This window comes from Bradyrhizobium cosmicum (genome assembly GCF_007290395.2).
In the GTDB taxonomy this organism is placed as follows: domain Bacteria; phylum Pseudomonadota; class Alphaproteobacteria; order Rhizobiales; family Xanthobacteraceae; genus Bradyrhizobium; species Bradyrhizobium cosmicum.
The window spans coordinates 5,374,183-5,400,223 of sequence record NZ_CP041656.2; the positions used below are offsets into that span (position 1 = coordinate 5,374,183).

General features: G+C 64.6%; 22 protein-coding genes. 6 read left to right on the top strand and 16 right to left on the bottom strand.

Annotated features, from left to right (window positions below; translation table 11 throughout):
- Positions 1–14 precede the first annotated feature (14 nt).
- From FNV92_RS25810 to FNV92_RS25825, 4 genes are all read right to left on the bottom strand, one after another.
- Entirely contained in the window at positions 15–1,355 is a 1,341-nt protein-coding gene (locus FNV92_RS25810) for a TRAP transporter large permease (protein WP_015687641.1), read from the bottom strand.
- A complete protein-coding gene (locus FNV92_RS25815) occupies positions 1,352–1,930 on the bottom strand; it encodes a TRAP transporter small permease (RefSeq protein WP_143844004.1) in 579 nt (192 codons plus the stop codon). The genes FNV92_RS25810 and FNV92_RS25815 overlap by 4 nt, the downstream gene beginning before the upstream one ends.
- 191 nt (positions 1,931–2,121) lie before the next feature.
- Entirely contained in the window at positions 2,122–3,117 is a 996-nt protein-coding gene (locus FNV92_RS25820; protein WP_143844003.1) for a TRAP transporter substrate-binding protein, read from the bottom strand.
- A gap of 55 nt (positions 3,118–3,172) precedes the next feature.
- Positions 3,173–4,891 carry an IlvD/Edd family dehydratase gene (locus FNV92_RS25825; RefSeq protein WP_168213805.1) on the bottom strand — a complete coding sequence of 573 codons (1,719 nt, stop codon included), beginning with the start codon at positions 4,889–4,891 and terminating at the stop codon, positions 3,173–3,175.
- Between the two features lie 171 nt (positions 4,892–5,062).
- Here FNV92_RS25825 and FNV92_RS25830 point away from each other — a divergent pair, with 171 nt between their 5' ends.
- The 3 genes from FNV92_RS25830 to FNV92_RS25840 all read left to right on the top strand — a co-directional run bounded on the left by FNV92_RS25830 (position 5,063) and on the right by FNV92_RS25840 (position 7,499).
- Entirely contained in the window at positions 5,063–5,761 is a 699-nt protein-coding gene (locus FNV92_RS25830) for a GntR family transcriptional regulator (protein ID WP_015687645.1), read from the top strand.
- Between the two features lie 214 nt (positions 5,762–5,975).
- Complete coding sequence (locus tag FNV92_RS25835) at positions 5,976–6,965, top strand: hypothetical protein (protein ID WP_143844001.1); 990 nt, start codon at positions 5,976–5,978, stop codon at positions 6,963–6,965.
- Between the two features lie 117 nt (positions 6,966–7,082).
- Positions 7,083–7,499 carry a DUF1236 domain-containing protein gene (locus tag FNV92_RS25840; RefSeq protein ID WP_143844000.1) on the top strand — a complete coding sequence of 139 codons (417 nt, stop codon included), beginning with the start codon at positions 7,083–7,085 and terminating at the stop codon, positions 7,497–7,499.
- 55 nt (positions 7,500–7,554) lie between these two features.
- Here the strand turns inward: FNV92_RS25840 and FNV92_RS25845 are convergent, their stop codons facing one another.
- A complete protein-coding gene (locus FNV92_RS25845) occupies positions 7,555–8,379 on the bottom strand; it encodes an NAD-dependent epimerase/dehydratase family protein (protein WP_015687649.1) in 825 nt (274 codons plus the stop codon).
- Positions 8,380–8,468: 89 nt separating this feature from the next.
- On the opposite strand from FNV92_RS25845, the gene FNV92_RS25850 reads away from it, so the two are divergent.
- Complete coding sequence (locus tag FNV92_RS25850) at positions 8,469–9,446, top strand: SMP-30/gluconolactonase/LRE family protein (protein WP_143843999.1); 978 nt, start codon at positions 8,469–8,471, stop codon at positions 9,444–9,446.
- Positions 9,447–9,617: 171 nt separating this feature from the next.
- On the opposite strand, the gene FNV92_RS25855 is transcribed toward FNV92_RS25850, so the two are convergent.
- The gene (locus tag FNV92_RS25855) at positions 9,618–11,048 is read right to left on the bottom strand and encodes an aldehyde dehydrogenase family protein (protein ID WP_143843998.1); all 1,431 of its coding nucleotides are present in this window, start codon (positions 11,046–11,048) and stop codon (positions 9,618–9,620) included.
- A gap of 273 nt (positions 11,049–11,321) precedes the next feature.
- The gene (locus FNV92_RS25860) at positions 11,322–13,685 is read right to left on the bottom strand and encodes a transketolase (protein WP_143843997.1); all 2,364 of its coding nucleotides are present in this window, start codon (positions 13,683–13,685) and stop codon (positions 11,322–11,324) included.
- A 132-nt stretch (positions 13,686–13,817) separates the two neighbouring features.
- Between FNV92_RS25860 and FNV92_RS25865 the strand changes: the two genes are divergently transcribed.
- Together FNV92_RS25865 and ppk2 are read left to right on the top strand one after the other, a co-directional pair.
- Positions 13,818–14,279 carry an Lrp/AsnC family transcriptional regulator gene (locus FNV92_RS25865; protein WP_143843996.1) on the top strand — a complete coding sequence of 154 codons (462 nt, stop codon included), beginning with the start codon at positions 13,818–13,820 and terminating at the stop codon, positions 14,277–14,279.
- A gap of 90 nt (positions 14,280–14,369) precedes the next feature.
- The gene (gene ppk2, locus FNV92_RS25870; protein ID WP_168213565.1) at positions 14,370–15,290 is read left to right on the top strand and encodes a polyphosphate kinase 2; all 921 of its coding nucleotides are present in this window, start codon (positions 14,370–14,372) and stop codon (positions 15,288–15,290) included.
- A gap of 165 nt (positions 15,291–15,455) precedes the next feature.
- Here ppk2 and FNV92_RS25875 read toward each other — a convergent pair whose 3' ends face one another.
- The 9 genes from FNV92_RS25875 to ntrB form a co-directional block, all read right to left on the bottom strand.
- Complete coding sequence (locus tag FNV92_RS25875) at positions 15,456–16,535, bottom strand: zinc-binding dehydrogenase (RefSeq protein WP_143843994.1); 1,080 nt, start codon at positions 16,533–16,535, stop codon at positions 15,456–15,458.
- A 60-nt stretch (positions 16,536–16,595) separates the two neighbouring features.
- Complete coding sequence (locus FNV92_RS25880) at positions 16,596–17,537, bottom strand: DMT family transporter (protein ID WP_168213804.1); 942 nt, start codon at positions 17,535–17,537, stop codon at positions 16,596–16,598.
- Between the two features lie 199 nt (positions 17,538–17,736).
- Positions 17,737–18,576 (bottom strand): aldo/keto reductase, encoded by an 840-nt coding sequence (locus FNV92_RS25885; protein ID WP_143843992.1) that lies wholly within the window; start codon positions 18,574–18,576, stop codon positions 17,737–17,739.
- An 8-nt stretch (positions 18,577–18,584) separates the two neighbouring features.
- Positions 18,585–19,481, bottom strand: coding sequence for an SMP-30/gluconolactonase/LRE family protein (locus FNV92_RS25890; RefSeq protein ID WP_143846209.1), 897 nt, complete (start codon positions 19,479–19,481; stop codon positions 18,585–18,587).
- Between the two features lie 233 nt (positions 19,482–19,714).
- Entirely contained in the window at positions 19,715–22,420 is a 2,706-nt protein-coding gene (locus FNV92_RS25895) for a nitrate reductase (protein WP_143843991.1), read from the bottom strand.
- Between the two features lies 1 nt (position 22,421).
- Complete coding sequence (locus tag FNV92_RS25900) at positions 22,422–23,639, bottom strand: NAD(P)/FAD-dependent oxidoreductase (RefSeq protein ID WP_168213564.1); 1,218 nt, start codon at positions 23,637–23,639, stop codon at positions 22,422–22,424.
- Between the two features lie 10 nt (positions 23,640–23,649).
- Positions 23,650–24,078: a globin family protein gene (locus tag FNV92_RS25905; RefSeq protein ID WP_143843989.1), complete on the bottom strand. Its 429-nt coding sequence runs from the start codon at positions 24,076–24,078 to the stop codon at positions 23,650–23,652.
- Positions 24,079–24,282: 204 nt separating this feature from the next.
- Complete coding sequence (locus FNV92_RS25910) at positions 24,283–25,077, bottom strand: ABC transporter ATP-binding protein (protein ID WP_143843988.1); 795 nt, start codon at positions 25,075–25,077, stop codon at positions 24,283–24,285.
- An 11-nt stretch (positions 25,078–25,088) separates the two neighbouring features.
- Positions 25,089–25,985, bottom strand: a complete 897-nt coding sequence (ntrB, locus tag FNV92_RS25915; protein WP_015687663.1) for a nitrate ABC transporter permease — start codon at positions 25,983–25,985, stop codon at positions 25,089–25,091.
- Positions 25,986–26,041: the final 56 nt, after the last annotated feature.

A 26,041-nucleotide genomic window follows, 5' to 3' on the forward strand; every position in this document is an offset into this window, starting at 1 on the left:
TCACTCGATCAAGATTACTTAGGACAGATGTAGCCCGTTCCCGCCGGCGACTTGAAGCAACCGACCGATTCCGGCAGCACTTTCTGCGGCAGCCACAGCACCACGCTCGGGAAGTAGATCGCAAACGCGATCGTCCCAAGGAATACCAGATAGATCGGCAACGCCGCGCGTAGCGCCTTGGCAAAACTGACGCCGACGAATTTCGACGCCATCAGCAGCACCAGGCCGTAAGGCGGCGTGATCAGGCCGAAGGCGAGCGTCGCGATCAGCACGACGCCCATGTGCACGGCGTTGATGTCCCCGGCCTCGGTGAGCGTATTCACCAGCGGCATGAAGATGATGATGGTCGGCACCGGCTCGATGAAATCGCCGACCACGGTGAACAGCAGCACCATCAGCAGCATGATCAGATGCGGATCGTTGCCGGCCATCGAAGTGATCACATCGGCGATGTAACTGGCGCCGCGCAAATAGGCGAGCATCCAGCCGAACGCATTGGCGGCGCCAATCGTGATCAGGGGCAGCGAGAAGATCAGGCCCGCGAGGCAGAAGTCGTAAGGGATTTTCCTGATATGCCCGCGATTGAGCGCGGGGATCACCACCAGGATGATCCAGACCACGGCGACGACGCCGGCTTCCGTCGGCGTGAACCAGCCGGTGAGAATGCCGCCCAGCAGGATCACCGGGATCATCAGCGGCAAAGCCGCATCGCCCGCGGCGAACACCACCTGCCGCAGCGGCGCGCGCGGCTTGCGCAGGCCGGAGGGGCCGAAGAAGTAGCAGTAGATCATCAGCCCGAAGCCGATCATCAGGCCCGGCACCACGCCTGCCATGAACAGGCCCGCAATCGAGACGTTGCCGACCGCGCCATAGACCACCGCGGTGATGCTGGGCGGCACCAGCGCCGCAATCGTGGAGGCGGATGCAATGATGGCGGCGATGAAGGCGGGCTCGTAACCCTCGCGCTTCATCGGACCACCGAGGGCGCGGCTCATCACCGCGACATCGGCCGTGGTCGAGCCCGACATTTCGGAGAAAAACATGCTGAAGACGACCACGACCTGCGACAGCCCGCCCCTGATATGCCCAACCAGCGACACCGACAAATTGGCTATTCGCACCACCACATTGGCCGAGCTCATGAGCTCGCCGACCAGCAGAAAGAACGGGATCGCCAGCAGCGCCTCGGAATCGACGCCGTCAAAAATCTTCTGGATGATCGCAGCGAGCGAGACGTCCGAGAGGATCGCGCCGATGAAGACACCGGCCATCAGCGAGAAGGGCACGGGCACCCCGAGATAGCCGAACGACAGGAAGCAGATCGTCATCAAGGTCAGAACGACGGGTGCGCTCACGGCTGTGCCCTCATCTGTGCATCGGTGACGTCTGGCGCTCCATCCTCCTCGGGAGGCTCGGGATGGTCAAAACCGTTGCGCAGGCCGTTGATCAGCTGCTCGATCGTGAACAGGCCGATCAGCACGCCTGACAACGGGATGATCGCATAGAGCGAGGCGATCGGCGTGCCCGACGGCAGCCGGAAGCTACCGAAGCCACGGAGATAGTTCTGATAGCCATACCAGATCAGGCAAAACGCGACGCCGAGCACGACGAGGCGGATGATCACCTCGACGATCAGCCGCGGCGTGCCATGCATCGCCTCGGAGATCGCGGTGAGGTAGAGATGGTCGTTGCGCCGGGTTGCAGCCGCCGTCCCGACGAAGATCGCATAGATGAACAGCGTCGAAGTGACTTCCTGAAGCCATAGCCAGGGATGGCCGATGGTGCGGGTGACGATGTCCGCCGTCACCGACAGCGAGAAGCCGAAGCAGAGCAGGCCGCACAGGATCATCAGCGCAAGCTCGAGCCAGTCGAGCCAGCGCCATTTCAGGTGTCGCTGGCGCGTCAGAACCAGTTTTTCGGCGATGGGCATTTAGTCCCCCGTCGTCCCGCCTCGTAGCGGGGTGAGCTCAAATGGAATATGACTGCGAGTTGTCTTCACCTCTCCCGCTTGCGGGAGAGGTCGCGCCGCAGGCGCGGGTGAGGGTTCTCTCCTCTTTGGGAGTCTCTCCGTGGACACCCTCTCCCCAGCCCTCTCCCGCAAGCGGGAGAGGGAGCGCACCGTCAGTTCACCGACCGGATCAGGTTCTTGACCTTCTCGGCGTGCGGGCCGAGCTCCTTGGCGAGCTTGTCGAGATAGGGGTCGGCAATCCCCGTAAAACTCTTCTTGTCGACGTCCGTGACGACCTTGACGCCCATTTTCTTCAGCTTCTCGGCCGCGGTGCGCTCAAGGTCGAACGCCTTCGCCGGCTCCTTGGTGCTGATCTCGTTGGCCGCCGTCTGCACCCACCCCTTCTGCTCCGCCGACAGGCTCTGCCAGAGCTTGTCGGAGATGAAGACCAGCGCGTTGTTGGCCTCGTGCTCGGTGATGTTGAGGACCGGGGCGACCTCGTAGTGCTTGTTGACGAGGTAGACGTTGATGCTGTTCTCGGCGACGTCTACCACGCCGGTCTGCAGGCTCGTGTAGACGCTGCCGAACGGCATGTGCACGGTCTGAGCGCCATAGGCCGGGAACATAGTGTCCTCGGTCGCGGTGGCCTGCACGCGGATCTTCAGGCCCTTGATATCAGCCACATTGTGGATCTCGCGCTTGGAGTACATGTGGCGCACGCCCTGCGAGCCCGTCGCGATCACGTGCAGGCCCTGCGTGGTCTCGTCGATCATGGTCTTGAGCGCCTCGAACACTTTCGGATCGGCCAGCCCCTTGATGACGTGGTTCTCGTCACGGAACAGGAAGTGCAGCGACATCACGCCGGCCTGCGGCGAGATGGTCGCGGTGTTGGCCGAGGAGATGATCGCGAATTCGATGTCTCCGGCCTTCACGAGCTGCAGCAATTGCGGCTCCTGGCCGAGCTGCGCGCCGGGATACTGGTCGATGATCATGGTGCCTTTGCTCAGTTCCTTGAGCTTGTCGGCAAAGAGGTCGCCCGCGATGGAATAGCCGGTGTTGCGCGGCTGGTCGTAGGCGAAGCGATAATGCTTCACCTCCTGCGCCCCGGCTCCGGTGACGAAAAGCATGGCGGCGGCAGCCACCAATCCACTCATGGATCGCGCAATCATCGTTTCCCCCTGTTTTATCGCCCGCCGCTTGTGCGGTCTGGGCGCTCGTCGTTTGTCAGCCTGTCTCGGTCTTCTTCCCAGTCCTCTGCATGAAATCGAAATCGCAGCCCTCGTCGGCCTGCATGATGGTCTCGTTGAACAGCCAGGCGTAGCCGCGCCGCGCCTCGTCGGGCGCGGCGGCCGGCTTCAAGGCGGCACGACGCCGTTCGAGCTCGGCGGCATCGACCAGCAGCTCAATGCTGCGCCTGGCAACATCCAGACTGATCATGTCGCCGTTCTTCACCAGCGCCAGCGGCCCGCCGACGGCGGATTCCGGGGTGATGTGCAAAACGATAGTGCCGAACGCGGTGCCGCTCATGCGCGCGTCGGAAATGCGCACCATGTCCTTGGTGCCGCCGCGCGCGAGCTTCTTCGGGATCGGCAGATAGCCCGCCTCCGGCATGCCGGGCGCACCCTTGGGGCCGGCATTGCGCAGCACCAGCACGTCGTCGGCGGTAACGTCGAGATCGGGATCGTCAACGCGCAGCGTCATGTCCTCGACGGATTCGAACACCACGGCCCGCCCGGTATGCTTCAGCAGCTTCGGGCTCGCGGCGGATTGCTTGATGACGGCACCGCGCGGCGCGAGGTTGCCGTGCAGGACGGCAAGGCCGCCTTCCTTCTTGATGGGATTGTCGCGCGACCGGATCACGTCCTGGCCGGGCACGTCTTCCGCATTGGCGACAACATCGCGCAGGGTCTGGCCTGAAATGGTTTTCGTATCGAGATCGACGAGGTCGCCGAGCTGCGCCAGCAGTTTCGGCACGCCGCCGGCGTGATGGAAATGCTCCATGTAGTGCTCGCCCGACGGCTTCAGATCGATCAGCACCGGCACCTCGCGGCCGATCTGGTCGAACACTTCGAGATCGAGCCGGTGCGGCGAGCGATGCGCCATCGCCGTCAGATGGATCAAGCCGTTGGTCGAGCCACCGATCGCCTGCAGCACGACCTGCGCGTTCTTGAACGAGGCCGGCGTCAGCATCTCACTCGGCTTCGGCCCCTTGGTCTTTGCCATCTCGGCCGCGACCCGGCCACTGGCCTCGGCCAGACGGAAGCGTTCGGCATGCGGCGCCGGAATCGTCGCGCTCATCGGCAGCGACAGGCCCATGGCCTCGATCATGCAGGCCATGGTCGAGGCCGTGCCCATCACCATGCAGGTGCCGACCGATGGCGCGAGGCGGCCGTTAACCGCCTCGATCTCGACATCGTCCATCTCGCCGGCGCGATACTTACCCCAGAGACGACGGCAATCGGTGCAGGCGCCCAGCACCTCGCCCTTGTGATGGCCGACCACCATGGGTCCCACGGGGATGACCACGGTCGGCAAATCGGCGCTGATCGCGGCCATGACTTGCGCGGGAAGTGTCTTGTCGCAGCCGCCTATCACGATCACCGAATCCATCGGCTGCGCCCGGATCATCTCCTCGGTGTCCATCGCCATCAGATTGCGCAGATACATCGAGGTCGGATGCGCAAAGCTCTCGGCGATCGAGATGGTCGGGAATACGAACGGCATCGCGCCCGACAGCATCACGCCGCGTTTGGCGGCTTCGATGATCTGGGGAACGTTGCCGTGGCAGGGATTGTAGTCGCTATAGGTGTTGGTGATGCCAACGATCGGGCGCTCCAGCGCGTCGTCGGAATAGCCCATGGCCTTGATGAACGCCTTGCGCAGGAACAGCGAGAAGCCGGCATCGCCATAGCTCGTCAGACCCTTGCGCAAACCACTCGTCATCATGCCACTCCTTGCCTTGCCATTGTGGTACAGCCTGTCCCTCGATTGTCAATAAGATTGGCCCATATTGTCGCAGTTCGGCCTTCTGACGCCGCTCACGACACGTATTATTGACAATCTGCCCCTTCCCTGCTCCACAGGACGGACCGGCCAAAGCCGGAGGCTGAGGGCATGTCCGACATTCGCACCGCTGAGGCAATGCCGGTCCGGCGCGATGATCCGGACGACGTCGTTGCGCGGCTGGAAGAAGACATCATCTTCGGCCGCCTCGCGCCGGGCGCGCGCCTGACCGAGGACGCGCTGATGTCGGCCTACGGCACCTCGCGGCATTTCGTGCGGCAGGCGCTGGTGGACGCCGAGCGCCGCGGCATTGTCCGCCGCGAGAAGAACGTCGGCGCAACAGTGCGGTTCTATTCGGCCGAGGAGGTCCGGCAGATCTACGAGGTCCGCGAGATGTTGACCCGGCAGGCCGCGCTGATGATTCCCCTGCCCGCGCCGCAGGCCCTGATCGACGAGCTGACAGCCCTGCAATCGCAGTATTGCGCGAAGGCGGATGTGCGAGACCTGCGCGGCATTCACGAGACCAACGACGCCTTCCACGTCGCGCTGTTCGCCGCCTGCGGCAATCCCTATCTGGTGCGCTCGCTGCAGGACTACATGAACCTGACGCTGCCGATGCGCGCCAAGAACCTCGCCGACCGCGACGGCCTCGCGCAGTCGCGCCGACAGCACGAGTTGATGATCGAGCTGTTGAAGGGCCGCGACAGCTGGGCGCTGGCGCAGTTGTGTGTGGATCACATGCAGTTCAGCAAGAAGGACTATCTGGCGCGGATTGCGAGTGATGAGGCGGAGCGCCAGTCAGTCCCTTAGACCCGCCGGCGCGGCGCGAGCGAACACCTGCCGTTCCAGCCGCCAGCCCCTCGGTAGAAGCGTGGCCATTTGTTCGGCATCGGCATCCGCGACATTAGAACGCAACTAAGAATGACTAGCAACAATTGCAGCCTATGAAGTTCCATGGGATCATTTTGCGAATGACTTGCAATCGCACTCTAGTCCCCCGTCTTCAGAAGGTGTCTGGATTCTCGTGCTCATGGATTTGTTCGCGTCCGGAAAATGGCGCTTCTCGCGCGCCGCGGCGGCGGTAACGATCGCGGCCGGTCATTTGGCGGGCTGCATCTCGGCCTTCGCCGGCGATAAGCCAGGTGGGCCGGCATACGCTCCCTCCCGGACCGTGTTGAGCCCCGGCATCTCCAAGCCACCACTTGGGCTGCCGGCAGATCACGCGGACATCGACACAGAGCACATTTTTGGTTTCAGCATGGGCTCCGACATCGGCAAGCCTGGCGAAATCGAGGTCGAGTTCGAGAATGTTGGCGCGTTCGGCAAGCGCTCCGGCAGCTACGCAGCCTTGGCCAATCTCAACCAGGTCAAATACACGGTCTCGGACAATTTCCGGATCGCGCCTGGATTTTCGTTGAGCGGACAGCGCATTCGAGGCGTCCCCGGACTTGCGGATCATCAGGACGTCGCGTTCAGCGGTGCTGCACTTGAATTGCGCTACAAGCTGGTTGATCGCGCCGTCGCACCGTTCGGGCTGACCCTCCACGCACAGCCCGGCTGGAGCCGGATCGACGACGCCAGTGGGATTCCTATCGCGCAATATGGCGCAGAGTTTGCCGCGTTGTTCGATCGCGAGTTGATCAAGGACAGGCTGTTTGCGGCCTTCAACGTCTGGTACGGGACCGGCGGAACGCGCGAGATCGCGACCGATCTGTGGCGACACGATTCCGAGATGCAGTTGCAGGCAGCGCTCTCATACGCCGTCCGGCCCGAGCTCGTGTTCGGCCTCGGCGTTCGCTACGCGCGGGCCTATGACGGTGGCGCACTCAACCGCTTTGCAGGCGACGCAATCTTCGCCGGACCAACCTTCTCTTACACCATCTCAAAAGAGATCGGCATCTCCGGCACCTGGCAGATGCAGGTTGCGGGCAGCGCCCTTGGAGACAACCGCAGCCTCAACCTCGACCAGTTCGAACGCCACCAGGCTCTGCTGCGCCTCAACCTGCATTTTTGATTCCGAGGCATGCCACGCGCTTGTCCGGAAGATAACGCCCCACCTCGGCAATCCCCGGGGAACCTATCGGCCGCTTGGTACTTGGTCCTGAACCAATCCCCCATCGTAGGAGCTGCCATGATTTGCCGTTTTGTCGGAGCTGCCGCTATTGCTGTCGCCGTTATGCTTCCCGTGGCGTCCCAGGCCCAGGGCGTCCCCGGAGGTGTCGAACGCGGTGCGCGGGATGGTGAGCGAGCGGCAGGCCCGGTCGGTGCTGTTGTCGGTGGCGTCGTCGGAGGCGTCGTTGGCGGCGTAGCGGGAGTCCTTGGTGTCGACCAGCGTCCTCGCTTCCACTCCTACGTCGTCGAACAACGACGCCCCTCATATCAGTATCGCGAGGATGTGAGAGTTGGAGCCGTTCTTCCAGAGGAAGGCGTGACCTATTACGAGGTGCCGCCGGAGTACGGCGCCCGTGAGTATCGTTACACGGTGGTCAACGGGCGCACCGTGCTCGTCGAGCCGCGAACCCACCGGATCGTCGAGATCGTCGAATAACAAACAAGGGCCGTCTTTCCAGACGGCCCTTTCGTTTGCCAGGACCTAGCGAGCCTTAGCGCTTATTCCAGTCGATGATCCGGCTCGCGTCACCGTCGAACTCGTTGCTGCAGAACGCGCCGCCCTGGTAGTGATCGCCGATCGGATCCGGCTTCAGCTTGGCCTGCTCGGCCATCGCGTGCGCCACGTGATCCTCGGAGCGCCCCGTCGGGCGATAGCCGAACGCGTAGGCGCGGTGGTTGTCCCACCAGGCGCGCTCGTTCAGCGACACGCCGTAGAACACCTCGAAATGGATGTCGGGATGCTCGAGCCCGATCTGGCAGAGCTGCACCAGATCTTCCGGCTTCAGCCACATCGCGATGCGGCGGTGATCGAGCGGCCGCTCGTCGCAATTGCCGATGCGGATGCAGGTGACCTTAAGCCCGTGCTTGTCGGCATAGAGCGAACCGACCGCTTCGCCGAACACCTTGCTGACGCCGTAGCGCCCATCGGGGCGCACGGTGACGTCGGTACCGATCTTGTGGTGGCGCGGATAGAAGCCGACGACGTGATTGGACGAGGCGAACACCACGCGCTTGACGCCCTTGCGGTACGCGGCCTCGAACAGATTGTAGCCGCCGATGATGTTGGCCTGGAGGATGTCGTCCCACGGGCCTTCGACCGAATAGCCGCCGAAATGGAGGATGCCGTCGACGCCCTCGCAAAGTGCCTCGACCTGCGCGAGGTCGGACAGGTCCGCGGCCTTGAACTGCTCTTTAGGGCCGAGGTCCTTGGGCTCGCGGATGTCGGAGAGGAGCAGGTCGGGATAGATCGGCGGCAGCAATTTGCGCAGGCGCGTTCCGATTCCGCCCGAAGCTCCCGTCATCAAGATGCGCGGCATGTCTTCCCTCGTCGCTGGTGACCGATTTGCCGTCACGTGTCTCTAATGATAGCAGCATTGTCCAGAGGGAACGAAACGAGAGAACCGACATGAATGAGGCATCGTCCCACACCCAGGAGCGGTCAGGCTGGAGGCCGGCGAGCTACTATCCCGATCCAGCCATTCACGCGCTCGATCCCCGCTTCGAAAAATACTGGTTGAAACTGTCGGCGGTGGAGCGACTGACCACCGGCCTGCGCTGGGCCGAAGGGCCAGTATGGTTCGGCGACGGGCGCTATCTCTTGTGCAGCGACATCCCCAACCAGCGCATCCTCAAATGGGAGGAGGAGACCGGCACGGTGTCGGTGTTCCGCAAGCCCTCCAATTTCGCCAATGGCAACACGCGCGACCGGCAGGGCCGGCTCGTCACCTGCGAGCACGGCGGGCGCCGCGTGACCCGCACCGAATATGACGGCAGCATCACCGTGCTGATGGACTCCTTTGGCGGCAAGAAGCTCAACTCACCGAATGACGTCGTGGTGAAATCCGACGGCACGATCTGGTTCACCGATCCGACCTTTGGCCTGCTCGGCAATTACGAGGGCTACAAGGCCGAACCCGAGATCGACGCAAATGTCTACCGGTTCGATCCCGCGACCGGCAAGGCGAGCATCGTCGCCGAAGGCGTGCTCGGTCCGAACGGGCTGTGCTTCTCGCCCGATGAAAAAATTCTGTACGTCGTGGAATCCCGCGGCGTGCCCAACCGGAAAATCCTCGCCTATGACGTCTCGGCGGACGGCACTGCGATTTCGAACAAGCGTGTCTTCATCGATGCAGGCCCCGGCACGCCGGACGGCATGCGCTGCGACATCGACGGCAATCTCTGGTGCGGCTGGGGCATGGGCGATCCGGAGCTCGACGGCGTCGTCGTGTTCGCGCCCGACGGCGTCATGATCGGCCGCATCGCACTGCCCGAGCGCTGCGCCAATCTCTGCTTCGGCGGCGTCAAGCGCAACCGCCTGTTCATGGCGGCGAGCCAGTCGATCTACGCGCTGTATGTGAACACGCAGGGCGCGGTGGGGGGATAGAGTCTCCACACTCTCCCCGTCATTGCGAGGAGCACTTGCGACGAAGCAATCCAGACTGCCTCTGCGGAAAGATTCTGGATTGCTTCGCTACGCTCGCAATGACGGCGGAGCAAAATAAAAGCGCCGGAGCGGTTGCCCGCTCCGGCGCTTCGTTCGTTGAGGCGATAGAACTTACGCCGCGTTGAAGCCGGCGACGGCCTTCACTTCGAGGAAGTCCTCAAGGCCGTACTTGCCCCACTCGCGGCCGTTGCCGGACTGCTTGTAGCCGCCGAACGGCGCGGTGCGATCGTTGGGAACGCCCTGGAGGTTGACGTTGCCGGCGCGGATCTGCCGGCCGACGCGCTTGGCGTCCTCGACCGAAGCGCCCGTGACATAGCCGGCGAGACCATACGGCGTGTCGTTGGCGATGTGCACGGCGTCGGCTTCGTCCTTGGCGCCGATGATGGTCAGCACCGGTCCGAAGATTTCCTCACGGGCGATCGTCATGTCGGGCGTGACGTCGGCGAAGATGGTCGGACGGACGTAGAAGCCCTTGTTGACGCCCTCGGGCAGGCCCGGGCCGCCGGCAACGAGCGTTGCGCCCTCGTCGATGCCCTTCTTGATCAGGCCCTGGATCTTGTCCCACTGACCGCGGTTGACGACCGGGCCGATGGTGGTGCCTTCGGCGCGGGGATCACCGGCCTTGGTCTTGTCGGCGACGGCTTTCGCGATCGCCGCGACTTCCTTCATCTTGGACAGCGGCACGATCATGCGCGAGGGCGCGTTGCAGGACTGGCCGGAGTTGTTGAACATGTGCATCACGCCGCCGGTCACCGCCTTCGTGAGGTCGGCGCCTTCGAGGATGACGTTCGGCGACTTGCCGCCCAGCTCCTGGCTGACGCGCTTGACGGTCGGCGCCGCGCGCTTGGCAACGTCGATGCCGGCGCGGGTCGAGCCGGTGAACGAGATCATGTCGATGTCGGGGTGCTCGCTCATGGCGGCACCGACCTCGGGGCCGAGGCCGTTGACGAGGTTGAACACGCCCTTCGGTACGCCGGCTTCATGGAGGATTTCTGCGAAGATCAGCGCCGAGGTCGGGGTGAACTCGCTGGGCTTCAGGATCATGGTGCAGCCGGCGGCGAGCGCGGGCGCGACCTTGCAGGCGATCTGGTTCAGGGGCCAGTTCCAGGGCGTGATCATGCCGACCACGCCGATCGGCTCGCGCAGCACCATGGCGGTGCCGACGGGCTCCTCGAAATGATAGTTCTTGAGCACGTCGAGCGTGGTCATGAGATGGCCGAGGCCGGCGCCCGCCTGGAGCTTCTCGGCCATCGGCAGCGGGGCGCCCATCTCGTCGGACACGGCGGCGCCGATCTCCTTGAGACGGCCCTTGTAGATCTCGATCACCTTGGTGAGCAGCGCGACGCGCTCTTCACGGCTGGTCTGGGAGAACGTTGCAAAGGCGCGCTTGGCGGCGGCGACGGCCTTGTCCACGTCAGCCTTGGAGCCCAGCGCAACCTCGTACATCGCCTCTTCCGTCGCGGGGTTCACCACGGCGGTGGACTTCTTGACGGCGGGATCGACCCAGGCGCCGTCGATGTAGAATTGCATGCGATTGACCATCGTTAACCTCTTCTTGGGGGCATGGTGGGGGCGTTTCGGCAGGCATCCTTGCACGAAAGCGCCGGCAATTGAACCCGCCATATGCGGGGCCAGCGTTGCGGCGGACGGGGCATATATGAGCCGATGGCGGGAGCGAGGCAAGGTGGCTCGGCCGTCATGCCGGGGCGCGACAAAGTCGCGAGCCCGGAATCCATTTTACCACCTGTACCGACGCCCGATGGATTCCTGGCTCGACGCTACGCGTCGCCCCGGAATGACAGCCAGTTACCTCGACTACACCGCCATCTTGCGATGCAGGACCGGCGCGCCCGCGGTGAGGCTTTCCGCCGCATCGATGATCGCGTTGGCGTCGATGCCGTAGTGGCGATAGAGGTCGGCGATGGTGCCGGTCTGGCCGAACTGCTCGACGCCGAGCGCCTCGACGCGATGGCCGCGGACGCTGCCGAGCCAGCCGAGCGTGGCCGGATGGCCGTCAATCACGGTCACGATGCCGCAGTCGCGCGGCAGCGGCGCCAGCAATTTTTCGATATGGCTGAGATGCTGCACGCCGCGACGATCGCGGCGCAATTTTCGCGCGGCGGTCCAGCCCGCATGCAAGCGGTCGGCCGAGGTGATCGCGAGCAGGCCGATGTCGCGGCGGCTCTCGCCGATGAAGCCAGTCGCCTCGATCGCTTCGGGCGCGACCGCGCCGGTATAGGCGATCACGAGTTCGGCATTCGGGCCCGGCTTGCGCAGCCAATAGGCGCCGTCGGTGATGCCCTGCACCAGTTCCGGCGTCATGATGCGCTGCGCCTGCTCGATGCCGCGCGTCGAAAGGCGCAGATAGACAGAACCGCCCTCGCCCGGATCGCGCTGCATGTGCTCAAAGCCCCAGCCCATGATCACGGCGAGTTCGTCGACGAAGGCCGGCTCGAACGAGGCGAGCCCGTCCTGCGCCATGCCGATCAGCGGCGTCGCGATCGACTGATGCGCGCCGCCTTCGGGCGCGAGCGTGATGCCGGATGGCGTCGCCGCCACCATGAACCGGGCGTCCTGGTAGCAGGCATAGTTCAACGCATCGAGCCCGCGCTCGATGAAGGGATCATAGAGCGTGCCGACCGGCAATAGCCGCTCGCCGTTGATCTGGTGCGACAGGCCGAGCGCCGAGAGCATGATGAACAGGTTCATCTCGGCAATGCCAAGCTCGAGATGCTGGCCCTTGGGCGAGAAGTCCCAGTTGAACGTGGAGGGAATTTTCTCGCTGCGGAATAAATCCGCCTTCTCGCCGCGGGCAAACAGGCCGCGCCGGTTCACCCAGGGACCGAGATTGGTCGACACCGTGACGTCGGGCGAGGTCGTGACGATGCGCTGCGCAAGCTCGCTGTCGCCGCGGGCGATCTCGTTCAGCACGAGACCGAATCCCTGCTGGGTCGACATCTGCGGCGACGGCTTGAAGGCGAGCTGCGAAGGCACCTCGACCACCGGTGCAGAGAGCCGGCGGCCATCCCGGTTGAACGGCACTCGCGCGAGGAAGGCGTCGAGTTCGGCAGCGTCCTGCGCGAGGCCTTCGTATCTGTCCCATTCGTGGCCGGGACGGATGCCTTGGCTCTCGCGATATTTTTCCATCTGCGCAACCGTCATCAGGCCGGCGTGGTTGTCCTTGTGGCCCTGGAACGGCAGGCCGACGCCCTTGATGGTGTAGGCGATGAAGCAGACCGGGCGGTCGTGATCGATCGACTCGAAGGCGTCCAGCATGCTCGCCATGTCGTGGCCACCGAGGTTCGACATCAGCGCCAGCAACTCCTCGTCGCTGCGCTTGTCGATCAATTTCGTGATCGGGCCCTGGTCGCCGATTTCGTCGTGCAGATGCTTACGGAAGGCGGCACCGCCCTGGAAGCACAGCGCGGCGTAGAGCGCATTCGGGCAATTGTCGATCCAGCGCTTCAGCGCCTCACCGCCCGCTTCCGCAAACGCCTCGCGCATCAGCCGGCCGTATTTCACGATGACGACGTCCCAGCCGAAATTGCGGAACATGGTCTCGAACTTTTCCCAGAGACCTTCGCGCACGACCGCGTCGAGCGACTGGCGGTTATAGTCCACCACCCACCAGGTGTTGCGCAGGCCGTGCTTCCAGCCCTCCGCAAGCGCTTCGAAGATGTTGCCCTCGTCCATCTCGGCGTCGCCGACCAGCGCGATCATCCGTCCCTCGCGGCGGTCCTTCATCCAGCCATGCGCCTTGACGTAATCCTGCACCAGCGAGGCGAACAGCGTCTGCGCCACGCCGAGGCCGACCGAGCCGGTCGAGAAGTCGACGTCGTCGACGTCCTTGGTGCGCGAGGGATAGGACTGCGCGCCCTTGAAGCCGCGGAAATTCTCCAGCTTCTCGCGGCTCTGCCGGCCGAACAGGTACTGGATGGCGTGAAACACCGGGCTCGCATGCGGCTTCACCGCGACGCGATCCTCAGGCTTCAGCACGTGGAAATACAGCGCCGACATGATGGTGGCCAGCGAGGCCGACGAGGCCTGGTGGCCGCCGACCTTCAGGCCGTCCGTGTTCGGGCGGATGTGGTTGGCGTGGTGGATGGTCCATGACGACAGCCACAGCGCCTTGCGGGCCAGCGCGGTCAGGGTTTCGAGGCGGGCGGACTCAACGGGCATGGCGATGCTCCGGAAAAATAAGGCCGATCATACCCCTGCGGGCCGCGCCAGATTTCTCAATTTTTCGCGTCATACCCTCGGATATTGGGATACCATACCAGGGAAGACCCTAAAAAGGCAGGTTCCGTCCCAATGTCCGAGCTCGACGCCATCGACCGCAAGATCCTCAGCTACCTCCAGAACGACAGCCGCATGACCATGCAGGAGCTCGCCGACAAGGTCGGGCTCTCGGTCTCGCCCTGCCACCGCCGGGTCAAGCTGCTGGAGCAGCGCGGCGTCATCTCGCGCTACATCGCGACCGTCGACCAGAAGGCGCTGGGGCTGCATGTCAGTGTCTTCATCTCGATCAAGCTGGCGCGGCAGAAGGAGGAGGATCTCAACCGCTTCGCACGCGCGATCTCGAAATGGGACGAGGTGCTGGAATGCTATCTGATGACCGGCAACCGCGATTATCTGTTGCGCGTCGTCGCGGCCGACCTCGCCTCCTACGAGACCTTCCTGAAGACCAAGCTGACCCGGCTCGACGGCATCGCCTCGATCGAGTCGAGCTTTGCGCTCAGCCAGGTGAAATATTCGATCGCGCTGCCGGTGTGATGGCTCGCCCGCCCACCGGTGTCACATGGACGCAATAAACCCCGCCGATGGTCGTGGGCGACAGGCATCCAAGCCCGCGAGAAGGACCTTATGACCGCAGCCGACCGCACCTCTGAAGCCGCCAACCGCGAGCGCATCATCCGCGAGATGGCCGACGATCTCGACGAGGAGCTGGAGATGGAGCTGGATGATGCCCGTCTCGACGAGTTGCTGGACGAAAGCGGCACGCTGGGCCCCGCGGTCGACCGCAAGCTCTATTTCCGGGAACTGCTCCGGCTCCAGGGCGAATTGGTGAAACTCCAGGACTGGGTGCAGAGCGAGAAGAAGAAGGTCGTCGTGCTGTTCGAAGGCCGCGACTCCGCCGGCAAGGGCGGCGTCATCAAGCGCATCACCCAGCGGCTCAATCCCCGCATCTGCCGCGTCGCCGCGCTTCCAGCGCCGAGTGAGCGCGAGCGCACGCAATGGTACTTCCAGCGCTACGTCTCGCACCTGCCGGCCGGCGGCGAGATCGTGCTGTTCGACCGCAGCTGGTACAACCGCGCCGGCGTCGAGCGCGTGATGGGTTTCTGCTCGGAGGAGGAGTACCAGGAGTTCTTCAAGACGGTGCCGGAGTTCGAGCGGATGCTGATCCGCTCCGGCATCATCCTGGTCAAATACTGGTTCTCGATCACCGACGACGAGCAGCAGTTCCGCTTCAGCATGCGCATCAGGGATCCGCTCAAGCAATGGAAGCTGAGCCCGATGGACGTCGAGTCGCGCAGTCGCTGGGAGGCGTACACCAAGGCCAAGGAGACGATGCTGGAGCACACCCACCTGCCGGACTCGCCGTGGTGGATCGTCGACGCCGTGGACAAGAAGCGCGCGCGGCTCAACTGCATCGCGCATCTCCTGACCCAGATGCCGTACCAGGAGGTCGCCCGCGTGCCTGTCGTGCTGCCGCCGCGCGTCCGCAATCCCGACTATCACCGCGGCCCGATCCCGCCGGAGATGTACGTGCCGTCGAAGTATTGATTGGGGCAGGCGCTCTCCGTTAACCTCTCCCGCGAGCGGGAGAGGTCGCGCCGGAGGCGCGGGTGAGGGCTCTCTCCACACGGGGACCACCGATGCGGAAGCACCCTCTCCCCAACCCTCCCCCGCAAGCGAGGGAGGGAGCGCACCACCGCTGCGGCTGCACTATCACCGCCACGGCTGCACGATGATCTTGGTGTGCGCCTCGGGATTGGCGAGGTCGGCAAAGGCTTTTGCGACGCCGTCGAGACCGACCTCGGCGGTGACCATCGCTGCCGCATCAACCTCGCCCTCCGCAATCAGGCGCAGCGACGCCGCGAACTCGTCCGGCGTGTAGCCGAGCACGTACTGGACGTTGAGCTCCTTCATGATGCCGAGCATGGGCTCGTTCTTGTCGCTCTCCATGCAGACACCCACCACGACGATCCTGGCATCGCGCGGCGCGCCCTCGAACACCTGCTGCAACAAGCCGGGCACGCCGACGCATTCGAAGATGATCGCCGGCTTCAGCGCCGGCAGCATCGCCTGCAACGGCGGCCGCGCCGCCTTCTCAGCCTCCGACATCTGCGCGTGCTCCGCCCAGGTCGCATACGGCTGCGAAACCCTGGGATCGACAACGATATCGGCACCGAGCTTTGCCGCGAGCGCGCGCCGCGCCGGCGAATAGTCGGCGGCGACGATCGGATGCAGGCCCTTGATCTTGAGCGCGGCGATCACCGCGAGCCCGACCGGGCCGCAGCCGATCACCAGCGGCACCTCGCCGCCGCGGATATTGGCTTTGGCCACGGCGTGGACCCCGACCGCGAGCGGTTCGGTTAGCGCGGCGTGTTCCGGCGCGAGGCCGTTCGGCACTTCCAGCAGCAGTGCTTCGCTGAGCAGCATTGCTTCCGCATAACCGCCGACAAAATCGTTGGAGTAGCCAATGCCCTTGATGCCTTCCGGCGTCAGCAGCGCCGGCATCGAGCAGACCCGTGTGCCAGGCCTGAGCTTGCGTTCGGTGGCCGAACCGTAGTCGACGATCTCGCAGCAGAATTCGTGGCCGAATACGACATCGCGAGTGACATCCATGGGCTTGCGACCAGCTCTCCTGGTCATGTCGGCCATGCGGCCGGCATGCTGGCGCGCATGCAGGTCGGAGCCGCAGATGCCGCAGGCGAGCGTCTTGACCAGCACCTGGCCGGGACCCGACTTAGGCTCGGCGATGCGGTCGACGACAATCTCACCGTTCCTGAAAATCGCAGCGCGCATGCGGCTCCTCCCCTGTTATTGGAGCCGATGATAGCACGAAGTGGACGCTACGAACTTGCGTCAGGGGTTCGGGGAACGCTCTTCCAGCACCAGGAGCTGGGCGCGGCGAATGCGCTCGCGATGGGCGATGTAGAGACCGCTGGCGACGATGAAGGCCGCGCCCGTGACGGTCCAGACGTCGGGCAGCTCGCCGAACAGGAAGAAGCCGAGAATGCTGACCCACAGCAGCTGCGTGTAGGAGAACGGCGCCAGCACCGAGGCATCGCCGTAGCGGTAGGCCAGCACGACGATCCACTGGCCGACGGTAGAGGCGATGCCGATCACGATGCCGAGCCCGATCGCGGTCCAGCTCGGCGTGACCCAGACGAACGGCACCATCAGGCTGAGAATTGCAACACCCGTGAGCGCGGAATAGGCCATGGTGGTGAGGACGGCTTCGCGTCCGCTCATCATGCGGGTCAGGATCAGGGCGGCGGCCCAGCAGAACGCCGAGATGATCGGGAAGAACGCGGCGACGTGAAACGCGCTCGAGCCCGGCCGCAGGATGATCAGCACGCCCGTCAATCCGATCGCGGTCGCGATCCAGCGGCGCATGCCGACCTTCTCGCTCAGGAAGATGATCGACAGCGCGGTGACGAACAGCGGCGAGACGAAACCGGTCGCGGAAGCTTCTGCGATGGGAAGGAAGCTCAGGCCGGTGATGAAGAACAGCGAGGAGCCGAGCAGCGCGGCGCCGCGCATCAGCTGCAGGCCGAGACGCTCGGTGCGCATCGCATGGAGCGGCGAGCCCGGCAGCATCACCGGCACGAACATCAGCGCGAACGTCACGAAGCGGATCCAGGTGATCTCTATCGAGGGCAGGCTCGTCGACAGATATTTCGCGGTGACGTCGGAGCAGCCGAGAAACACCGTCGACAGCAGCACCAGCGCGATGCCCTTGAAGGGATGATCGACGCGCGCAGGCGCGCGGCGAACCTTCTGCTTCTTCTCCGGCATGGGCATGGGAATACTGTCGAGCCTTGCGGCTGCGGCGGGCGGCGGGGTCACGGCTGGAACCTGGGAATAATGCGATTCGGGAACGGTGGTAAAAAACGACAAAAGCGCCGCTTTCACAACTTCCGAAAACAGGATGCCGATATGCGCTCAGGTCCGCGCGCGTCAATGCTTCATTAAGAATGCGAGCAACGCGCGCTTTGCTGCACTACAGCATGGGCAGGCCGCGCGGCTTCGGACCGCGCGGAAACGCCGCATCGAGCGCCGAAATCTCATCCTTCGTCAGCGCGAGATCGCCAGCCGCGGCATTCTCGCCGGCATGTTCCGCCGACGACGCCTTCGGGACCGCAAACACCGTAGTCGCCCGGGTGAGGAAGCCCAGCGCGACCTGACGCGGCGTCGCGCGACGCGCCTCGGCAATACGCGCGAGCAACGCGCCGCCCTTGCTGTTGCTCGTTGGAAAATCGTCGTGACCGAACGGCGAATAGGCGACGACGGCAACGCCATGCTGCTCGCACCACGGGATCACCGCATGCTCGATCGCGCGCTCCTTCAGATGGTAGAGCACCTGATTGCAGGCGATGCGGCCCTCGCCCGCGACATCGAGAATTTCGTCGAGATCATCTGCATCGAAATTCGAGACACCCCAGGACTTGATCTTGCCCGCCTTTACCAACTCCTCGAATGCAGCAACGGTGTCTTCCAGCGGATAGGAACCGCGCCAGTGCAGCAGATAGCAATCGAGGCGATCGGTCCTCAGCCGCTTCAGCGAACGCTCGCAGGCCGTGATGGTGCCGCGACGCGACGCATTGCTCGGCAGCACCTTCGAGACGAGGAACACTTCATCGCGACGTCCCGCAATCGCCTCCGCAATGACGAGCTCGGCATCGCCATACATTTCGGCGGTGTCGATGTGCGTCATGCCGAGATCGAGCCCGCGTTGAAGCGCCGCGACCGCGCGGTTGCGATCGCCGTGGTCGAGATACCAGGTGCCCTGCCCGATCACGGAGACACTGGCGCCGGTCTTGCCGAAGAGGTTCGATTTCATGTCAAAACTCACAAGCCGCTGATGTCCGCGACCAGCACGCTGCCGGTCCCGGACTCCGTGATATAGAGCCGGTCCTTCTTCGCGCCACCGATCGCGACATTGGTGCAGCTCGGCCCCGCGCATGACTTGATGCGCGCGATCAGCTCGCCATTCGGCGCGAACACGAAGACGTGGCCGAGCGAGGCGTGGCCGACGAACAGGCGGCCGGCCGTATCCATCGTCATGCCGTCGGGGCCGCTGGTGCCGAACAGCGAACAGAAGCGGCCGACCTTCGACACGCTGCCATCCTGCATGAACGGCAGCCGCCATACCGAATTGTCGCGCGTCATGGCGACGAACAGCACGGTTTCGCTGGGGTCGAGCACCAGCCCGTTCGGGCTGATGCCGGTATTGATCAGGCAATCGAGCCGGCCACCAGGCGTCAGCCGATAAACCCGCCCGTTGGGATCATGCAGGCCGGTCTGGCCCTGATCGGTGAAAAAGATGTCGCCGTTGGAGGCAAGATGCAGGTCGTTGCAGCCGCGAAACGATTCCGAATTGCGCGCGGTCAGGATCGGCTTGATGCTGCCGGCCTTGGCGTCGAGCTCCATGATGCCGTGCATGTAGTCGGCGACCAAGATGCGGCCGTCGGCCGCGATCTTCAGCCCGTTCGGCCACCCCTCGTATTCAATGACCAGCGACCACTCGCCGTCGGGCGCGATGCGGAAAATCCGGCCGAACGGAATGTCGACGATGTAGAGATGGCCGTCCTTGTCGAAGGACGGCCCCTCGATGAAGCTGTCGGTCAGCACACCCGGCCGGTTCGCGTCAGCCCAGTCGGTCCGCACGCTTTTGCGGCGGAACTTGTCGGGCATGGCGGAGAAGATCTTGGTTTCGATCAGGCGCGGCGGCGTTTCCAGGTACATCATTTTTGTTTTTGTGGTTGTTGATGGAGAGAGCGCGGCACCATAGGGCACAATGAAGGGCGCGTCGATTGGGGTTGGAGCATGGCTGCGTGCCAGCCTATACCCGCCCTCGTGTTTTGACACCCCTGCATCAACCTCGTCATTGCGAGCGTAGCGAAGCAATCCAGAGTCTTTCCGCGGAGGGATTCTGGATTGCTTCGCTACGCTCGCAATGACGGCGGAAAGAACCGGGCCTACCCCGCAGCCCCCACGACCTTCACCTGCTTCGCCGGCGCCACGTCCGTCGTCGCAATCAGCCGCTTCAGCTCGGGGATGCAGGAGCCGCAATTGGTGCCGGCCTTGAGCTTGACGCCGATCTCGGCGGCCGTGCGTGCGCCGGCAGCGATGGTGTCGCAGATGGTGCCGCGGCCGACGCCGAAGCAGGCGCAGACGACGGGACCGGTCGAGGCCGCGCCTTCGCTGGACTTGCCCGACAGCAGCATGCGGCGCTGGTCGTCGGTGACGTGATCGGCCACGAACAGGCTCTTCACCACCTCCCAATCGCCGGCATCATGGGCGGGGCCGACGAACAGGCAGGTCTCGATGCGGTCGCCCGCGAACGAGGCTGCGCGATAGACGCCGCCGCCGAAGTCGCGATAGTCGGCAACGTCTTCGCCGGCGACGCTCTCGAGCCAGGCCGGCCAGCGCGACAGGTCGGCATTGTCGGCGAAGAGATATCCGAAGCCGCAGGCAACCGTGACACGCGTCCACAGCAGGTTCGGCGGCAGGTCGAGTTGTTTTCGCGACAGCGCAAAACCGCGGAAGACGTATTCATAGGGTGCAATCGCCGCCGGCGTCGCCTTCGATTCCGGCTGCCCCGAGAACGGATCGGTGAACGATGCCGCCAGCGCGCCGACGCGGCCATGCGAGGCGTTCATCGCGCTCCAGTGGATCGGCGCGAACAGCATGCCGCGCTGCTGCCGGTCGCTGACGACGACCTTCAGGATGCACTGGCCGTAATCGGTGGTGATGCGGGCATAGCCATCATGGGCGATGTTGTACTTGTTGGCATCATCGGGGTGGATCTCGACGAACGGCTCGGGCAGATGCGCGCCCAGCCGCTGGCTGAGGCCGGTGCGCGTCATGGTGTGCCACTGGTCGCGGATGCGCCCGGTGTTGAGCCGCAGGGGACGCGACGGCCCGGTCTCGCCACGCAGCGACGGCACCTCCGGCGCGACGAAGCGGCCCTTGCCGTCATTGGTGAAGAAGCCGCCGGCTGCGAAGAAGCGCTCGCCGGGCACTTCGCCTTCGCGTGCCGGCCATTGCACCGGCTTCAAGGCATCGAAGGCGTCGTCGGACAACGAAGTCAGCGCTCCGATGTCGAAATCACGGCTGCCATTGTTCTCGAACGCCGAGAGCGCGGCGTGCTCGCGGAAGATGTCGGCGGCGGATTCGTAGTTGAAGCTGTCGCCGAAACCGAGACGCTTTGCGGTCTCGCTCAGGATCCACCAATCCGGCCGTGCCTCGCCCGGCGCCGGCAGGAACGCGCGCTGGCGCGAGATGCGGCGTTCGGAATTGGTGACGGTACCCGACTTCTCGCCCCAGGCGAGCGCGGGCAAGAGCACGTGCGGGCCCGCCTCGACGGTGTCGTTGGAGAGCACGTTCTCGGAGACCACGAACAGCTCGAGCTTCTTCAGCGCCTCGCGCACGAAATCGGCATCGGGCAGCGACACCGCGGGGTTGGTGCCCATCACCCACAGCGCCTTGACCTCGCCGCGGTTGATGGCCTCGAACAATTGCACCGCCTTCAGCCCCTCATGGGTGGCGATGCGCGGCGCCTTCCAGAACCGCCTGACGCGATCGATGTCCGGCGGCGTGAAGTTCATGTGCGCGGCGAGCTGGTTGGCGAGGCCGCCGACCTCGCGGCCGCCCATCGCGTTGGGCTGGCCGGTGAGCGAGAACGGCGAGGCGCCCGGCTTGCCGATCCGCCCGGTGGCGAGATGGCAGTTCAGGATCGCGTTGACCTTGTCGGTGCCTTGCGCCGACTGGTTGACGCCCTGCGAATAGAGCGTGACGACCCGCTCCGTGTCACGGAACATCTTGAAGAAGGCCGCGACGTCCTGTTCGGGCAGGCCCGTGGCAAGCGCAGTCGCGGTAACGCTGCCGGCGATGTTGCGCGCACGTGCCAGCGCGTCGTCGAAGCCCGACGTGTTCTGCGCGATGTAGTCCTGATCGAGCGCGCCATTGTCGGCGAGGTGAACGAACAGGCCGGAGAACAGCGCCGTGTCGGTGCCGGGCTTGAGGCCGAGGAACAGATCGACATCGCCCGCGGTGTCCGTGCGGCGCGGATCGATCACGATCATGCGCGCGCCGCGCTCCTGCCGATTCCTGAGCATGCGCTGGAACAACACCGGATGGCACCAAGCCGCATTCGAGCCGACGAAGACCAGCAAATCGGCCTGGTCGAGATCCTCGTAACAGCCCGGCACGGTGTCGGCGCCGAAGGCGCGGCGGTGGCCGGCAACCGAGGACGACATGCAGAGCCGCGAATTGGTGTCGACATTGGCGGTGCCGACGAAGCCCTTCATCAGCTTGTTGGCGACGTAATAGTCCTCGGTCAGAAGCTGGCCGGAGAGATAGAACGCGACCGCATCGGCGCCGTCGCGCGCGATGATGTGCTGCATGCGGTGGGCGACGTGGTCGAGCGCATCGCTCCAGGCCACGCGCTCCAGCACACCCTTGCAGCGGATCATCGGATAGAGCAGCCGGCTTTCCAGCCCGACGGTCTCGCCGAGCGCGGAGCCCTTCGAGCACAGCCGGCCGAAATTGGCGGGATGATCGGGGTCGCCCGCGATCGCGGCGCCGCCCTTGCCGTCAGGTGTTGCGAGCACGCCGCAGCCGACGCCGCAATAAGGGCAGGTCGTCCGGGTGGCGCGGAGCGAGGGATCGATCACCGTCATATCAAGCGGCCTTTGGCGTAAGCGCAAGCGCGCGGCCGAACATCATGTCGGAACGGATCGCGGTGACCTTTTCGCGATTGCGGATCAGCTCGAGATACCAGAGCGCATCGGCGGTATCGCCGATCAGCACCGCGCCGGTGAGCCGGCCGTCGGCGATGACGAGCTTCTTGTAGGTGCCGCGCCGGCGATCGGTGAGCACGAGGCTCTCGCTGCCCTCCCCGCCCATGAAGTCGCCGGCGGAGAACACGCTGACGCCAGACACTTTCAGATTGGTCGAGACCACGCTGCCCTGATAGGCAGCGGGACGGCCGGCGAGATGCCGCGCCAGCACACGCGCCTGCTCATAGGCCGGCTCGACCAGGCCATAGCAGGTACCGCGATGCTCGGCGCATTCGCCGAGCGCGTAGATGTCGGGCGAAGCAGTCTGCATCTCGTCGTTGACGACGACGCCGCGATTGACCGCGATGCCGGCGTCCCTGGCAAGCGCGACATTGGGCCTGATGCCGGCCGCGAAGATCACCGCATCGGCCTCGATGCGGCTGCCGTCGGCGAGTTCGACGGCTTCGACGCGACTGTCGCCATGAATGCACTTCGTGCTGGCATTGAGCAGGATGCGGATGCCCTTGCGTTCGACCAGCGTCTTAAGCAGGTCGGCGGCCGGCAGATCGAGCTGGCGCTCCATCAGCCGGTCCATCAGGTGCAGCAGCGTGACGGGCGCGCCGGCCTTGGCGAGGCCGTAGGCCGCTTCGAGCCCGAGCAGGCCGCCGCCGACCACCACGACGCGCTTCTTGCCGGCGGCGAGCGCCAGCAGCAAATCGACGTCGCGGGTGTCGCGGAAAGTGTGGACGCCGGCGAGATCGGCGCCGGGTACGTTGAGCCGCAACGGCGTCGAGCCGGTGGCGAGCACCAGCTTGGAATAGTGCATGCTCTCTTCGCCCTCGATCTTGAGCTCGCGGCGGCCGATGTCGATCTCGGTGACGCGGTAGCCGTAGCGGACGGTGACGCCGCGATGGCGCCACCAGTCCGCCGGCCGAAGCTCGATCTCGTGCGAGCCGGTCTCACCAGCCAGCACGGAGGAGAGCAGCACCCGATTGTAAGCGAGCCGCGGTTCCTCGCCGATCACCGCGACCGCGTAGCGGCCGAGCGCGGTCTTGGCGAGCTCGTCGACCAGACGTGCGGCCGCCATACCGTTACCGACGATGACAAGCGGTTCACTCACAAGGCATCTCCTATTCAGCGGCCTGCGACTGCGCGCCGTAGGCCTCGGAAATCATGAAGCCGGACAGCACGCCGTAGGCGTCGGTCCAGGCCGCGGCGAGCTCAGGCGTCCAGGCTTCGCCGAGGCCCTTCTCCAGGGTCCAGAGCAGGGTGGCGCCGACCACGGGATAGTGCTCGGCCTTGGCGCCGTAGGCGACATGACGCTTGGCGAGCGCGGAGGCCGCCGGAAGAATCGTCTCGAGGTTCGATAGGCCGCTGACCACGGCGGCGAGCATGCCCATCAGCTTCTTGCGCTGCTCGGTCATGTCCTCGGGGAACATCGCGCGCACCGACGGCGCCACCTCGAACAGGCGGTCGTAGAACAGCACGGAAGCCGCTTCGGAAATCGGCGCGACCTTGGAAAAGCTCTGCTGGACGAGGGTGATCTGTTCCGGCGTCATGATGTAATCCTGTCTGTTTCGGTTTGCCTTGGTGCGCGCCGTTGCGAACAAGGTTCATGGGTCAAACGTCATCAGCGGGACTTCTCCCCGCATACGGGGAGAAGCGAGTTTCATACCAAGTGTCACACCTGGCTTCGGCGAGGCTTGGCGCGCCCTCACCCTGCGGGCTGCGACGCGTCAGGCCCAAGGGCGACCGCTCGCGAGTTACGCGGCCTCGACGAAGCGGTGACGCTCATAGAGGAATTCGAGCACGCGCTGACGGCACTTCAAGTACGTCGCGCTGGTCGCGAGCTCGAGCCGCTTGCGCGGCCGCACCAGCGGTACCTCCAGCACCTCGCCGATGCGGGCGGACGGTCCGTTCGTCATCATCACGATGCGGTCGGACAGCAGCACGGCCTCGTCGACGTCGTGTGTGATCATCAGAATGGTGTTGCCGAGCTTCTGGTGCAGCGCCATCACCGAGTCCTGCAGATGCGCGCGGGTCAGGGCGTCGAGCGCGCCGAAGGGCTCGTCCAGCAGCAGCACTTTCGGCTCCATCGCCAGCGCCCGCGCGATGCCGACGCGCTGCTTCATGCCGCCGGAGATTTCCGAGGGGCGCTTGTCCCTGGCGTGGGCCATCTGCACGAGGTTGAGATTGTGCATCACCCAGGCCTCGCGCTCGGCCTTGGTCTTGGTCCTGGCGAAGACCTTGTCGACGCCGAGCTTGACGTTCTCGAACACGGTCAGCCAGGGCAGCAGGCTGTGGTTCTGGAACACCACGGCACGATCGGGGCCGGGCGAGTTGACCTCGCGGTTCTCCAGCAGCACGCCGCCGGTGGTGGCGGTGGTGAGCCCGGCGATGATGTTGAGCAGGGTCGACTTGCCGCAGCCGGAATGGCCGATGATCGAGACGTATTCGCCCTTCTCGATCGTCAGGTTGATGTCCTTCAGCACCTCCGTGGTGGCGGCGCCGCGGGTGAATATCTTGTCGATGTGGTCGAGCTTCAGATAGGCGGTCATGTGTGTTCTCCTCAGCCCTGCGCCGTGCCGCGGGTGACGATCCTGCCAAGGCCCGCGATCAGACGATCGAGCACGAACCCGATGATGCCGACATAGAACAGCGCCAGGATGATTTCGCTGATATGCGAGGAATTCCAGGCGTCCCAGATGAAGAAGCCGATGCCGACGCCGCCGATCAGCATTTCGGCGGCCACGATCGCGAGCCAGGACAGGCCGATGCCGATGCGCAGGCCTGTGAAGATGTAGGGCGCCGCCGCCGGGATCATGATCTTGGAGAAGAACTCGAGCGGGTTGAGCTGCACCACCGCGGCGACGTTGCGATAGTCCTGCGGAATGTTACGGATGCCGACCGCGGTGTTGATGATGATCGGCCAGACCGACGTGATGAAGATGACGAAGATCGCCGACGGCTGGCCGTCGCGGAAGGCGGCGAGCGAGAGCGGCAGCCAAGCGAGCGGCGGAATGGTGCGCAGGACCTGGAACAGCGGATCGAGCCCGCGCATGGCCCAGACCGATTGCCCGACCAGCACACCGAGCGCGATGCCGACGATGGCGGAGAGCGAATAGCCGAAGGCGACGCGCTGGAGGCTGGCGGAGAGGTGCCAGAACAGGCCCTTGTCGATGCCGCCATGGTCGAAGAACGGATCGACGATCAGCTCCTTGGTGTCCTTGAACACTTTTGACGGCGGCGGCAGCGCCGAGCCGGCGCGGCGGCAGACCAGTTCCCACACCAGCATCAGGAGCGCGATCACCACGAGCGGCGGGATCACGCGCACCGCGGTCTCCCGCGCCATCCGCGCATAGGCCTCGCTGCGCGGAGCACGCTTCGGCGTCATCGCAACGACCGGTGCGGCCGCGCCAACGGGCTTCGCGGTCTCAACATCCAACTTCGTGGCAGGCATGTTCATCGCAATATCTCTCCGGCTTCAAAAGACGATGCGGCCGCCTCGCGGCGGCCGCTGGC

What these genes read in the sequence shown, in the direction of transcription:
- FNV92_RS25815 (WP_143844004.1), bottom strand. Translation starts at nt 1,930, where the DNA reads ATGCCCATCGCCGAAAAACTGGTTCTGACGCGCCAGCGACACCTGAAA.
- FNV92_RS25860 (WP_143843997.1), bottom strand. Translation starts at nt 13,685, where the DNA reads ATGCCCGTTGAGTCCGCCCGCCTCGAAACCCTGACCGCGCTGGCCCGC.
- FNV92_RS25905 (WP_143843989.1), bottom strand. Translation starts at nt 24,078, where the DNA reads ATGACGCCGGAACAGATCACCCTCGTCCAGCAGAGCTTTTCCAAGGTC.
- FNV92_RS25840 (WP_143844000.1), top strand. Translation starts at nt 7,083, where the DNA reads ATGATTTGCCGTTTTGTCGGAGCTGCCGCTATTGCTGTCGCCGTTATG.
- FNV92_RS25855 (WP_143843998.1), bottom strand. Translation starts at nt 11,048, where the DNA reads ATGGTCAATCGCATGCAATTCTACATCGACGGCGCCTGGGTCGATCCC.
- FNV92_RS25865 (WP_143843996.1), top strand. Translation starts at nt 13,818, where the DNA reads ATGTCCGAGCTCGACGCCATCGACCGCAAGATCCTCAGCTACCTCCAG.
- FNV92_RS25850 (WP_143843999.1), top strand. Translation starts at nt 8,469, where the DNA reads ATGAATGAGGCATCGTCCCACACCCAGGAGCGGTCAGGCTGGAGGCCG.
- ntrB (WP_015687663.1), bottom strand. Translation starts at nt 25,985, where the DNA reads ATGAACATGCCTGCCACGAAGTTGGATGTTGAGACCGCGAAGCCCGTT.
- FNV92_RS25830 (WP_015687645.1), top strand. Translation starts at nt 5,063, where the DNA reads ATGTCCGACATTCGCACCGCTGAGGCAATGCCGGTCCGGCGCGATGAT.
- FNV92_RS25845 (WP_015687649.1), bottom strand. Translation starts at nt 8,379, where the DNA reads ATGCCGCGCATCTTGATGACGGGAGCTTCGGGCGGAATCGGAACGCGC.
- ppk2 (WP_168213565.1), top strand. Translation starts at nt 14,370, where the DNA reads ATGACCGCAGCCGACCGCACCTCTGAAGCCGCCAACCGCGAGCGCATC.
- FNV92_RS25895 (WP_143843991.1), bottom strand. Translation starts at nt 22,420, where the DNA reads ATGACGGTGATCGATCCCTCGCTCCGCGCCACCCGGACGACCTGCCCT.
- FNV92_RS25825 (WP_168213805.1), bottom strand. Translation starts at nt 4,891, where the DNA reads ATGACGAGTGGTTTGCGCAAGGGTCTGACGAGCTATGGCGATGCCGGC.
- FNV92_RS25910 (WP_143843988.1), bottom strand. Translation starts at nt 25,077, where the DNA reads ATGACCGCCTATCTGAAGCTCGACCACATCGACAAGATATTCACCCGC.
- FNV92_RS25885 (WP_143843992.1), bottom strand. Translation starts at nt 18,576, where the DNA reads ATGAAATCGAACCTCTTCGGCAAGACCGGCGCCAGTGTCTCCGTGATC.
- FNV92_RS25820 (WP_143844003.1), bottom strand. Translation starts at nt 3,117, where the DNA reads ATGATTGCGCGATCCATGAGTGGATTGGTGGCTGCCGCCGCCATGCTT.
- FNV92_RS25875 (WP_143843994.1), bottom strand. Translation starts at nt 16,535, where the DNA reads ATGCGCGCTGCGATTTTCAGGAACGGTGAGATTGTCGTCGACCGCATC.
- FNV92_RS25880 (WP_168213804.1), bottom strand. Translation starts at nt 17,537, where the DNA reads ATGCCCATGCCGGAGAAGAAGCAGAAGGTTCGCCGCGCGCCTGCGCGC.
- FNV92_RS25890 (WP_143846209.1), bottom strand. Translation starts at nt 19,481, where the DNA reads ATGTACCTGGAAACGCCGCCGCGCCTGATCGAAACCAAGATCTTCTCC.